The organism is Marinobacter sp., assembly GCF_041984545.1.
Taxonomy (GTDB): domain Bacteria; phylum Pseudomonadota; class Gammaproteobacteria; order Pseudomonadales; family Oleiphilaceae; genus Marinobacter.
This window is the reverse complement of sequence record NZ_JBHIXV010000010.1, coordinates 78711-91015: the sequence shown is the minus strand read 5'-3', so window position 1 is coordinate 91015 and position 12305 is coordinate 78711. Positions and strand designations below refer to the sequence as shown.

Here is a 12305-nt window from a genome sequence, read left to right as displayed (position 1 = left end):
TACCGGCCCGGGTTGTTTACTGTCAGTTGCCTGATAAGCTTAGGAAAACACTGACCGGCAGGATGATGCGTGGCTGCATTCCAATTGAAGGACAGGCTCCAGGCTGCTGAAAACTGGATTCTGTTCAATTCCAACCCGCCCCAGCACTGGCCGTGGACCTGGCTTTACAAGGTCGGGCGCACGGCCTATGCCATGGTGCGAGATGTCATCAGCGGCCAGCTCACCCTCCACGCGATGAGCCTGGTCTATACCACGCTGCTAAGCATTGTGCCGCTGCTGGCCCTGAGTTTTTCGGTGCTCAAGGCCCTGGGCGTGCATCAGCGGATGGAACCCTTCCTTTACCAGTTTCTGCAGCCCCTGGGGCCCCAGGGCGTGGAGCTGGCGGAGCGCATTCTCGGGTTTGTTGACAACATGAAGGTGGGGGTGCTGGGTTCTGTAGGCCTGGCCCTGCTGGTGTACACCGTGATCGCCCTGGTCCAGAAAATCGAGCGGTCGTTCAACATGATCTGGCGGGTGCCGGACATGCGTTCCATGGCGCAGCGGTTCAGCAACTACCTGAGCGTGATCATGGTGGGACCGCTGCTGATGGTTTCGGCCATCGGTGTCAGCGCCACGATCTTTTCATCGACCATTGTCCAGACACTCATGGAAATCGAGCCGTTTGGCTCGCTGATTCTGGTGGTCAGCCGCTTTACCCCGTTCTTCCTGGTGGTGGGGGCGTTCACCTTCGTGTATGTGTTCATGCCCAACACCCGGGTGAAACTGCGCTACGCCTTTATTGGCGGTCTGGTGGCGGGTGTGTCCTGGCAGGCAGCCGGTATGCTGTTTGCCTCGTTCGTGGCCGGTTCGGCCAAGTACGCGGCCATCTACTCGAGTTTCGCCATTGGTATCATTCTGCTGATCTGGATCTATCTCAACTGGATGATCCTGCTGCTTGGCGCAAGTCTCGCGTTTTACCTGCAGAATCCGGGCTCGGTGGCCAAGCGGCAGCAGGTGCAACTGGCGCCGGAGCTGCAGGAACGTGTGGCCCTGGCGATGATGTGGCTGGTTGCCAAGCCGTTCAGCGAGGGCGGGCCGCCGCCGCAGCAGGAAGTCCTGGAGCAGTCTCTCAATGTGCCCGGAGAAGTGACCCGGGCCCTCAGCGACAAGCTGATCCGCTCAGGCCTGCTGATCCTGGCCGGGCGCAACGGGGATCGACTTGCCCCGGGACGCTCGCTGGATCTGATTACGGTGGGTGAGGTGTTGCGGGTGGTGCGTAACGATGAGGACCGGGTCGTGGACCGGCTGCCCCGGGTGATTCCCGAGGAACTGGTCAGCATCCGGCGCGGCGACGAGAGCCGCAGCTTCGCTGATCTCCTGCGCGGCCACCGTGCCGAACGGCCAGACAATACCGAGGCTCGAACAGAAGCGGCCTCAACTTCGGACGTTTGACCGACCACCTTCCCGCAGCATGACCTGCAGTGCCCGCCGCACGTTACTGATCTGTTCGGGGGTCAGGCGCAATACGGTGGGCAGATCCTCTTCGGCGAGGTTCCGCTGGTGGGCATGCCTGAGTACCTCACGGGTTCCGATCACCATGCCATCGGTCAGAGGGGTGTGCCGCGACAGGGGAACAGGGCGCTCGGCGGCCAGCAGATAGGCGTGGTACTTCGGCGGCAGATTCCATTCATTGGCAATGGTCTGGCAGGTGGCCCACTGGTACCGCGCCAGGGCATGGCGAATCAGCGCCGGCTCCGGCTCTCTGTTGCCTGTATTGGTGCGGCAGATACGCTGCAGCTCCCGCCGGACGGTAATGTAAGCCAGAGAAGGCAGTAGCCCCACCATGAAGTGGGCGCTGGTGTCTTCATGCTGGATCTTGGCGATGAGCTCCGCAGCCCGGGCGCAGGTCAGTCCCCAGCGCCAGGAACGTTGGCCGAAAAGCGCTTCCCGGCTGTTTCTGGCAGCCATCATCGGGCGCATAACGGCGGCCGATATGACGTTACGGATGCCCTCCACACCCAGCACAAACACCGCCTGGTCGACCGATTCAATGACGTGGTCGCCAGGCCGGAAATACGGGCTGTTGGCAATCTGCAGGAGCTGGTCGGTCAGGGACGGGTCCCGGAGAATGATGTCGGTGAGTTTATGGCGGTCGGTGGAGTCGTCCGACAGGGCCCGCATCAGCATCGGCAGGCTCATGGGTTGTCTTGGCAGCTCTTCCATGGCCTGGCTGTGCAAGCGGCGCCCGAGTTCTGCCAGAACCTCTTCCAGCCCGGCAGGGTCGGCCTGCAAGGCGGTGGGTTCGCAGTCGAGCAGCCAGCAGAAAAGGTGGTCTTCCAGTTGTCGGGTGAGGTCGGCCGCCCGGTCTGGGGAATCGATTTCCGGATTCAGTGGAGAGGGGTTGAACAGGCGCACTTCCGGTGTGGGTGGTGCGGGCTGGGGTGATGAAAATAATCCTGAAATCCAGGAGAGAAAACCTGGCATCCGTTGCCTCCGGGTCAAGCCTGCTCGAAGTTGTGAACCTCCGTTTTCATGAGTATAGAGGTACGACGCATTCTTGCACAGGCTCAACCCGGGAATCCGGTGTCAAAAATCTAGAAGAAGGACTCGCCGAAGACGAACACCAGCTGGCAGACACCGGCGGCAAAACCGAGGAAAGCGCCCACCAGGATCAGTTTGATCTCGTCTTCCTGGAAACAGGGCCGGAGCAGGTCCTGAAACTCTTCAGAAGAGAGCGCGATCATGCGCTCCACCATGATCGACTCGACCGCCTGGGCCCGGTCCTTTTCGAACACAGGGTTGTTGAAGGAGGTCTGCGAGATCTCGATGGCCTTTTCCCCGACCTGATTCTTCAAAGTGGCAAATCCTGTGGGCCCGAAGGCCATCTGGGTCAGGGCCTTGCCCATGCCCGCGGTCTCGTCCACCAGGGGCTTGATGTGCTTCTTCACCATGTTGCGGGCCCGGTCGCCCCTGGGCCCGCCAAGTATGGCGTTGATAATGTTGCCCACGGTGAGGATTTCGTGGGTCACAATGTGGCAGAAGGATTCGGCCACTGCTGGCTGGCGCTTCAGAAACAGGCCCTGCACCTTGAAAGGGCCGACCTTTTTCGGATGCAGCGGGCGGAAGATCACGTTCAGGGCAATCCAGTTGGTGGCCCAGCCCACCAGCAGGCCGAAGAACGGCAGCACCCACCAGCTCGGGTACACATACCAGACCGCCATCTGGATCAGGCCGAACAGGAACCCGAAATACAGGCCGGAGTTGATGATGAAGCGAAACTCCACCTCGCCGCATTCGATGAAAATCCGGTTCAGCAGCTGTTTGTCACTGGCCAGGCGCTCGATGACCATACCTTTGATGTCGAGCAGGTCTTCGATGTTGTCAGAAATGTCCTCAACGAGGTTGTCCACCAGTTGCGGCGTGGACTTGCGGACCCGGTCGTAGACCATGTTGCGGGCAGACGAGGGCAGGTTCTCCCAGAACGTGGGGTATTCCCGCAGCATCATTTCGTCCACGTATTCCTCAATGCGCGGATCGACGTTGTGGACGATGTGCGCCGCCAGTACTTTTGGGTCGATCTGCTGGAAGATCTCGCGCACGGTACCGATCTTGGAGATGGTGGCATCAACGCTGATGGCGGCCATTTTCCGGGCCTTGGAGGGGATGATGCCCTGCCAGCCCAGCAGGGGCGGCTTGCCGATAAATTCCAGCGGGTAGAAGGTCATCTTGATCGCGAGCCAGTTAGTGGTCCAGCCGATCAGGGCGGCAATCAGCGGGATGCTGAGGTATTGCCAGAATTCTTGGGTACTTAGCAGGCTTGTCATCCTGATACTCGCAGTTTCAATGTTGTTTTGTCTTCTGGAGTCTGAGCGGACGGGCAGGTTCTTGTGAAACACGCTGTGAATACATCCGTGTACGCTCGGCTCCGCCCTTTGGCGCTAATTGCTCCTGCGTCGCGCCAAAGGTCCTGGGCAAGCCATCCTTGGCTTGCCCGTGCAGTGCTTCGCACTCCACCCATGGCTCCGCACGGTTTCACAAGAACCTGCCCGTCCGCTCGAGCAAACTTCAGCGCAGGCCCTCTTCGGGGCGGTTGAAATCGCTAGCTGCCACGTTTTGGTTGAACAGGATGATGTTGTGGGGCCCCCGTTATGTCAATGACTTGGGTGCCGGCGTGAGACGGCGGTACGGTCGTTGTGGGTCAGCCGCCGATGTCGCCCCAGAGGTACTGGCACAGGGCCATGGCGGCCACCGGGGCGGTTTCGGTTCGCAGGACGCGGGGGCCGAGGGCAACGGGGAGGAAGCCTTCCTGTTCGGCCTGGGTGATTTCCTCCGGGGTCAGGCCGCCCTCGGGGCCGATCATCAGGGCCAGGCGCTGGGGTGGGATGATGGCTTTCAGGGCGTGTTCGGTGCGGTGGTGCAGCACCAGGCGTACGTCGCAGTCACGGGTGTGTTCCAGCCATTCGGAGACGCTCATGACCGGCAGGATATCCGGCACCCGGGCCCGGCCGCACTGTTCAGCGGCGCTGACGGCCACCGATTGCCAGTGACGCAGGCGTTTGTCCTCGCGGTCGCCCTTGAGTTTTACGTCGCAGCGTTCGGTGGTGAGGGGCACGATGCGGGTGACACCCATTTCCACGGCCTTCTGTACCGCGTAGTCCATGCGGTCGCCCTTGGAGAGGGTCTGGCCCAGCACAATCTCCAGATGGGACTCGGTGGGATTGGCCCGGGGGCTGCCCACCCGGACTTCCACGTGCTTTTTGCTGGCGGCGGTGATGGTGGCCGGGTAGTCGTTGCCATCGCCGTTGAACAGCTGTAGTTCCTGCCCCGGCTGCATGCGCAGGACCCGACCGACATGCTGGGCAGCGTTGTCGTCCAGGTCGGCAGTGGCGCCCTCGGCGAGGGCAGTGTCGGTGTAAATCCGGGGTACGCGCATGGGCGGTTCTCTCGACGCGGTGAGGGCTGACGTTCCGGCGGCCCTCAGTCGCGGACCGCGATCTCGATGCCTTCCGTTGCTACCTGGGCCAGGTGGCGGATCTGCTCCTCGGTGATCACGTAAGGCGGCATGAAGTAAACCACATTACCCAGGGGGCGAAGCAAGGCCTGGCGGGTGAGGGCGTGCTGATACACGCGGATACCGCGGCGTTCCTGCCAGGGGAACAGCGTTTTCGAGGCTTTGTCTTTCACCATTTCCACGGCCAGGGTCATGCCGTGCTGGCGGATGTCGCCCACGTGCGGATGATCGGCCAGGTGGGCAACGGACTCGGCCATGCAGGCGGAGAGTTGCCGGTTGCTCTCGATCACGTTGTCGTCCCGAAAGATGTCCAGGGTGGCCAGGGCCACCGCACAGCCGATGGGATTGCCGGTGTAGCTGTGGCTGTGGAGGAAAGCCTTGAGGGTTTCGTAGTCGTCGTAGAAGGCGTCGTACACCTGGTCGGTGGTCAGCACCACCGACAGCGGCAGGTAGCCGGCGGTCAGACCCTTGGACAGGCACATGAAGTCCGGGGTAATGCCGGACTGCTCGCAGGCGAACAGGGTGCCTGTGCGGCCGAATCCGACCGCGATTTCGTCGGCGATCAGATGCACGCCGTAGCGGTCGCAGGCCTCACGAAGTTTGGTGTGGTAGATCGGGTGGTGCATGCGCATTCCACCTGCGCACTGGATCAGGGGCTCCACCACCACGGCACAGATTTCGTCGTGTTTCTCGGCCAGCAGCTTGTCCATCGCCTCGAACTGGCGCAGGGCGTAGGCCTCGTCGGTTTCGCCGGTTTCTTTGTTGAAGGCGTCGGGGGAGGGCGCGGTGAGCACCTCCATCAGCAGGGGCTGGTAGGTGTCCTTGTACAGGGAGACATCGCCCAGGGCCAGGGCGCCCAGGGTTTCTCCGTGGTAGCTGTTGCTCAGATTCACGAAGTTCTTCTTGCCGGGTTTGCCCTGGTTCTTCCAGTAGTGAAAGCTCATTTTCAGGGCCGCTTCGATGGCCGAGGAGCCGTTGTCGGCGTAGAAGCATTTGTTGAGGCCGTCCGGCGTCACTTCAATCAGGCGCTCGGACAGGCTTACCACCGGTTCGTGGGTGAATCCGGCGAGTATGACGTGCTCCAGCTCGCCGATCTGCTTCTGGATGGCAGCGTTGATTCTCGGGTTGGCATGGCCGAAGAGGTTGACCCACCAGGAGCTGACCGCGTCGATAAACCGGTTACCCTCGAAATCCTCCAGCCAGACGCCCTCGCCCCGTTTGATCGGCACCAGGGGCAGGGTTTTTTCGTGGTCTTTCATCTGGGTGCAGGGGTGCCACACGGACTTGAGGCCACGTGCCACAAGGTCGGCATTGCGCATGTTAAATCTCCGTCAGACGGTCGGTTCTGGAAAATCGGCGGTTAACCTATGCGGATATTACAGTTAACAGCGCGTGCTGGCCACCGTGCCATCCGGGTGCGACCGGGCGGCCAATGCCGCTGGAGGCAGGCCATCGCAGAATTCCCTGAAAACAACGAGGAGTCGCTGATGGAACTGGAGTTTGAACACCCCTACAACGCCCGGCTGGACCGGGTGCTCGGCGCATTTTTTGATGAATCTCACATCCACGAAAAGAATGCGCAGCTGGGGGCCCGCAACGTGCGTGTCGCTGAACGGGCCCGTGATGAATCCTCAGGCAAACTGGTGATCGAGCGGGAAGTGACCAGCTCACTGGCGGTTCCGGGCGTACTGGCCAGTTTCCATCGTGAGTGGAACCAGGTGCGTCAGGAAGAGCACTGGTTTCGCAAGAGCGACGGCGAATGGCACTGCGAGTTCCGGGTACGCATCGAGGGCGTGCCTGCGAAGATCCAGGGCATGATGCAACTGCGGGAGCAGGGCGAGACCTGTACCAATCGGGTAACCCTGAACGTGCGTTGTGATGTGCCCCTGCTGGGCAAGAAGATTGCGAGGTTTCTGGCGGATGACTCTCACGCCAAGATTGAGCGTGAATACGAGGCCACCCGCCAGTTGCTATAGAACGGAAGGGCGATATTTTTTGAAGTTCTCCGCCTGCTCAAAGATTTCCTTGTAGACCTCGTCCCGGTCCACGGGTGGATAGCCATGCTTTCCTAACAGAAGGATGAGGTCTACTTTCAGTTCCGCCTTGATGTCATCACGCTGGTTCCAGTCGGTGTACTTCACTTTGTCGTCCACCACGGATTTGACCGCCTCGGCGAGGGGAACCAGTTTCTCTTCCGGGTAGGTGAAGTCGTATTTTGTGGCAAGGTCTTTGAGGATGTCGTAGAAGGCTTTGACCTCCAGGTCTATGCCAATATCGGCAAACGACCCCACCTCCTGCTTCAAGTTCTGGATCATTACCAGATACCGATCGATGATCTCATTGGTAAAATCTTCGACCACCTCTCCGCGTAGCACATCGACTTCTTTGCGCTCATTGTACTTTTCCACCAGGCTCTGCAACTGCTTGCTGAAATCCACGCCCCGGGCCTTGTTCACCCGTTTGAAATCCTCGATGGCTTTCGCCAGCAGTTGCTGAAGCAGCTTGATCTTGGTGTTGGGCAGTTTGATCTTCTCGATCTTGGCCAGGTAGTCATCGTCGAAAATGTTGCGCGCCTCGGCACCGTCCTCACCCAGCTTGAACACTTCCTCCACGCCGTCGGCTTTCAGGGCTTCGGTCATCATCTCCCTCACTTTCGCGTTTATCTGGGCGGTGTCCGGGGCGTGGCCCCGGGTCAGTTTGAACACTATGGAGCGAACGGCCAGATAAAAGTGGATGCGATCCCGCTCGGCCTGCGTGACCCCCTCCGAGCCGCTGCAGATGTCATAGGCCGCCTTCAGGCGCTTCACCAGCGCCATAAAGCGCTTTTCAATCTTGTCGGTAAGTTGGGCGAACTCGGCGGCCTGATTCAAGCAATTAAGCTGCTCCAACGGGCTACCCTTGAAGTAACCGCGTGCGTCGAACTTGTGAAACAGCTTGTTCAGAAGGTCCAGGTGATCCTTCACCACAATGATGGATTGCTCGATCTCCTCGATATTTTGCTGGTCCGCCTTGTTGTAGTGGGCCAAGGCCAGGTTCATCTGCTTCTTGATGCCGATGTAGTCCACCACCAGACCTTTGTGCTTACCCTCGAATTTGCGGTTGACCCGTGAAATGGTCTGGATCAGGTTGTGGCGCTGAATGGGCTTGTCGATGTAGAGGGTATCGAGAAACGGCACATCAAAACCGGTTAGCCACATATCCACCACAACGGCAATCTTGAAGTTGGATTTCGGGTTCTTGAACTGGCGGTCCAGCTCCTTACGGAATTCCTGGGTGCCCAGCATGTCCCAGAGCGGCTTGGGGTCATCCTTGCCCCGGGTCATGATCAGTTTCACCCGCTCTATGGGCTTGATTTCTTTCCGGTCTTTGTCAGAAAGCCGGGCGCCGGGCTCGCACACCAACACCTCGTTCCACTGGGGCCGAAGTGCAATCAGTTCCTGCCAGAATTGGTAGGCAATAGAGCGATTGCTGCACACGAACATGGCCTTGCCCTTGACGGTGGCGCCTTCCTCTACGCGCTGCTCGTAGTGATGAACAAAATCTTTCGCCAGCGTCCGCAACCGGTCCGGATCGCCCAGGATAATGCTCATGTTGGCGCTGGCTTTTTTGCTCTCCTCAATCTGGTACTCGCTGGCACCGTCTTCCGCACACTGGTCGTAGTAGGCCTCGATTTCCTGCAGTTTCTCGTTGTCCAGAATCACCTTGGCCGCGCGGCCTTCGTAAACGATGGGAACGGTGATCTCGTCCTTGACCGATTCGGTCATGGTGTAGCTGTCCACCACCTCGCCAAACACATCCAGTGTGGCGTCGATCGGTGTGCCGGTGAAGCCCACATAGGTGGCGTTGGGCAGGGAGTCGTGGAGGTATTTGGCAAAGCCGTAACTGCGCCGGACGCCGTTTTCGGTCACCCGGACTTTCTGGTCCAGGTTGATCTGGCTGCGGTGGGCTTCGTCGGAAATGCAGATCACGTTGTAGCGATCCGTCAGCAGCTCGGTGTCTTCGGTGAATTTGTGGATCGTGGTCAGAAACACCCCGCCACTGGTGCGGCCCTTCAAAAGCTCCCGAAGGTGGCTTCGGCTCTCCACGCTGATCACCGTCTGGTCGCCAATGTATTCCTTGGCGTTGGTGAACTGGCCGGAGAGTTGGTCGTCCAGATCCGTTCGGTCGGTGATCAGTACAATGGTAGGGCTTTCAAAGTCCACACTTTTCATCAGCAGTCGGGTGAGAAACAGCATGGTAAAGCTCTTGCCGCAGCCGGTTGCCCCGAAGTAGGTGCCGCCCTTACCGTCTCCCTCCGGTTTTCGGTGTTCCAGAATATTCCGAAACAGCTTGCCGGCGGCGTAGAACTGAGGGTAGCGGCAAACGATCTTTTCCTCCCGGTGGGATTTGTCCGGAAAATAGATGAAATGCCGGATCACCTCCCGCAACCGGGTGTGATCAAACAACCCCTGAATCATGGTGTGCAGTGCGTTAATGCCGTCCTGCTCGATGGTTTCGTTACCGGTCACTTTGCGCCAGGTATAGAAGTACTCGTAGGGCGCGAACAGCGAACCCAGTCGAGAGTTCACCCCATCGCTGATCACGCACAGGGCGTTGTACTTCATCAGCTCCGGAATATCCCGGGCGTAGCGAACGGTGAGCTGCTTCCAGGCATCGTGGATAGTGGCGTTCTCGCGGGTGGCGCTTTTGAACTCGAACACCACCAGCGGCAGGCCGTTGATGTACAGAATGGCATCGGGAATGCGCTTCTCCAGCCCGTCAATCTCCAACTGGTTAACCACCCGGTAGATATTGCCGCCGGTGCGGTAGCCCTCGGCATCATCCGCAATGAGCGTATCCACCTCGCCGTGTCCTGGTTCCCGCTGCTCCGGAAGCCCTGCGTAATCGATCAGTTGAATGTAGAGATCTTTCCGGGTGTGGTCTTCCCGCTTCAGCAGGAAGCCGTCGGCCACCCACTTGTGGATGGTCTTGTTGGAGGCGTAAAGATCCGAGGCAGAGAGGGCGTCCAGCCGATTGATGATGGTGCTGATCTCATGCTCGGTGATGCCGTCCTGGGCGTAACGGCTGGCAAGGAAAGACCGCAGGTCGTCACGGATAAGAACGTCGTTTGGTGGACGTGAAAGGGAAGGGCCCGGCGTATGCGGAAACCCCTGTTCACCCAACAGGGCGATAATGGCCTGTTCCAGTTTGTCCTCGGTGAACTTGGGCATTCCCTATCCTTACTGCGTGATCTGGCGTCCCGGACTGGCTGAATCCGCATGGTTTATTAGCATGTTACCTGATTGTAGCCATTTTTTGCCCGCCCGACGGCATCTCACTCTGAAATCGCAGAATTTGGCCGGGCGGGCGCTTGCGTATAAACTGCGCCTGTTCACTCACAGAGCCAGGATGGCTCAGCAAAACGCAAAGGATGCGACATGAGTAAAGCCATTGTTCTGCTCGGAGACCTCGGCTCCGACCACGAAGGTTTCCCGCCCACGCCGGTAATTGCTGGCTCCCCGGATGTGCTGATTGACGGCAAGCCCGCTGCCCGCGTGGGCGACCCGCTGGCACCTCATTCCAAACCGAAGCATTCACCCCATCCCCGGACCATCACCGGTGGTTCTGCCACGGTCATGATCAATGGCAAACCGGCCGCCGTGACCGGTGGTGCCATTTCCTGCGGTGGTGTGACGATTGGTTCCGGGTCTGTGCTGATTGGTGATACTCACACGCCGGCGCCGTTTTCGGGGGTATCTCCCACTACTCCTACTCCAAGAGCGGCAAAAGCTCCCGCGACTTCCGGTGAGCCTGTTCGGGCGACGCCAGAAAAGTTGAACCCGATAGGCAAGGCTGAATCTTTGGCTTCTCCGACCAACTCATTATCCGCGACTTCGCCCGGAACAAATAGAACGTTAAACACCAGTCATCCTGATGCCGATGATAATCGGGATCTGAGTGAGCCAGGATTCCATGTCGTTCGCGAACCCATGAGCCGTAACGAGCTGTTGTCTCGGCTTTATGGTGATGCATCTGCGAAACCTGACAATTTTGAGCGTCTGAACCCGGGGCTAGGCAACCGAGTTTTGCCAGGAGAAATGATCGTTATTGCCGATCCTGAAAGCCTGGAATGCACGGTCGAAGAAAATGACCTGATGACCGTGGCGGCCCAAGTGAATCAAGAGGTGCGACAACTGAGCGAGCAGGAGGCTCAGTTCATCGTGGATCATTACGACCTTCTGGAACTGATGACGGCGAATGCGGCGACCGGGATGGGTGCAGGCGCGGCGATGATTGGCCAGCAGATCAAGAGCATCAATATGACTCTGAAGGATATTGAGGCGCTGTATCAGAATACCTTCAGAAAACACGGTAGGCTGAACGTTCCGGAATTTTACGAGCAACGCCGAGCCTTATTCACCAAACTGGATTTCGCCCTTGGGAATATGGCGCGGAAAGGTCTTTCGCTCGATGACAATCCCAAGTTGAAGAGGGCCCTGGGGCTTTCAACCAAAGGCACGGTTCATCACTGGAAAGAAGCGGGCGTCGGGCCGATTCCGGGCTATGGAGCACACTATTCAAAAGCGGCAGGCGCTGCACGGTTTGTGGAGCATGGCGGGCGATTGGTTGTTGCATTGGATGCTGGGCTGGCTGGGTACAAGATTTACGAAGCGTGTTCGACTGGGCGAGCGAATGAGTGCGAGCAAGTGGCCTACGTCGAGTCCGGACGATTTGCGGGTTCTGCCATTGGTGGTGCCGTGGGAGCTTCAATAGCGCCTGTTTTGTGTACAGTGGTGGGCATTGGCACGGGTGGGATAGGCGGTGTGGCCTGCGGAATTATCGCTGCCGGTATCGGTGGTGCGGCAGGCGGAAAAATCATGGGTGATGCAGGGGCCGGTGCAGGCCAATTGGTTTACGAGGTTCGGAGCGATGAGTGACCAACTGACCTATGTGCTTGCCCACATAGGGTACTTTAGTCTTTTTGTTGGTCTTATACCGTTGCTTGTCATAATTACTATTGGGTTCCGCTATGTATCTTTAATAGAAGATCTTGTCGCGACTGAAAGAGGAGGTATTTCAGCCGCAAGGTACATTTGGCAAGGAAAGCTCATCGGGCGATTGATGAGAAGCAGCAATGTTTTTGCCTATCTGATGTTCCGCGCGATTCCCTATCCGTTTTTCCAGCAACGCGCGTCTTTACTGGGCGATCCGGCCGTGCCATTGCCGCGAAAGTGGCAGGCCTGGGTCATAACGCCAATGCTACTTATGTATCTCGCAGTCATGATCACCTTGGCCACCAATCTGATGATTCAATCTACGAAATGAGGCCTGGACA

General features: G+C 58.7%; 9 protein-coding genes. 4 read left to right on the top strand and 5 right to left on the bottom strand.

The window, feature by feature from the left end:
• Positions 1-69: 69 nt before the first annotated feature.
• On the top strand, positions 70-1431 hold the full coding sequence (locus ACFC20_RS07035; RefSeq protein ID WP_375192377.1) for a YihY/virulence factor BrkB family protein: 1362 nt from the start codon (positions 70-72) through the stop codon (positions 1429-1431).
• Here the strand turns inward: ACFC20_RS07035 and ACFC20_RS07030 are convergent.
• From ACFC20_RS07030 to ACFC20_RS07015, 4 genes are all read right to left on the bottom strand, one after another.
• Positions 1414-2463, bottom strand: coding sequence for an HDOD domain-containing protein (locus ACFC20_RS07030; RefSeq protein WP_375192376.1), 1050 nt, complete (start codon positions 2461-2463; stop codon positions 1414-1416). The two genes, ACFC20_RS07035 and ACFC20_RS07030, sit on opposite strands and share 18 nt — an antisense overlap.
• Before the next feature lie 110 nt (positions 2464-2573).
• The gene (locus ACFC20_RS07025; RefSeq protein WP_375192375.1) at positions 2574-3803 is read right to left on the bottom strand and encodes a DUF445 domain-containing protein; all 1230 of its coding nucleotides are present in this window, start codon (positions 3801-3803) and stop codon (positions 2574-2576) included.
• Between the two features lie 374 nt (positions 3804-4177).
• A complete protein-coding gene (locus tag ACFC20_RS07020) occupies positions 4178-4912 on the bottom strand; it encodes a 16S rRNA (uracil(1498)-N(3))-methyltransferase (protein WP_375192374.1) in 735 nt (244 codons plus the stop codon).
• Between the two features lie 44 nt (positions 4913-4956).
• Positions 4957-6309, bottom strand: coding sequence for an adenosylmethionine--8-amino-7-oxononanoate transaminase (locus ACFC20_RS07015; protein ID WP_375192373.1), 1353 nt, complete (start codon positions 6307-6309; stop codon positions 4957-4959).
• A 168-nt stretch (positions 6310-6477) separates the two neighbouring features.
• Here ACFC20_RS07015 and ACFC20_RS07010 point away from each other — a divergent pair, with 168 nt between their 5' ends.
• Positions 6478-6966, top strand: coding sequence for a DUF2505 domain-containing protein (locus tag ACFC20_RS07010; RefSeq protein WP_375192372.1), 489 nt, complete (start codon positions 6478-6480; stop codon positions 6964-6966).
• On the opposite strand, the gene ACFC20_RS07005 is transcribed toward ACFC20_RS07010, so the two are convergent.
• Positions 6961-10200 carry a type I restriction endonuclease subunit R gene (locus ACFC20_RS07005; protein WP_375192371.1) on the bottom strand — a complete coding sequence of 1080 codons (3240 nt, stop codon included), beginning with the start codon at positions 10198-10200 and terminating at the stop codon, positions 6961-6963. The genes ACFC20_RS07010 and ACFC20_RS07005 overlap by 6 nt on opposite strands.
• Before the next feature lie 207 nt (positions 10201-10407).
• Between ACFC20_RS07005 and ACFC20_RS07000 the strand changes: the two genes are divergently transcribed.
• Complete coding sequence (locus ACFC20_RS07000) at positions 10408-11907, top strand: type VI secretion system PAAR protein (RefSeq protein ID WP_375192370.1); 1500 nt, start codon at positions 10408-10410, stop codon at positions 11905-11907.
• Positions 11900-12295, top strand: a complete 396-nt coding sequence (locus ACFC20_RS06995) for a hypothetical protein (protein ID WP_375192369.1) — start codon at positions 11900-11902, stop codon at positions 12293-12295. The genes ACFC20_RS07000 and ACFC20_RS06995 overlap by 8 nt, the downstream gene beginning before the upstream one ends.
• Positions 12296-12305 lie beyond the last annotated feature (10 nt).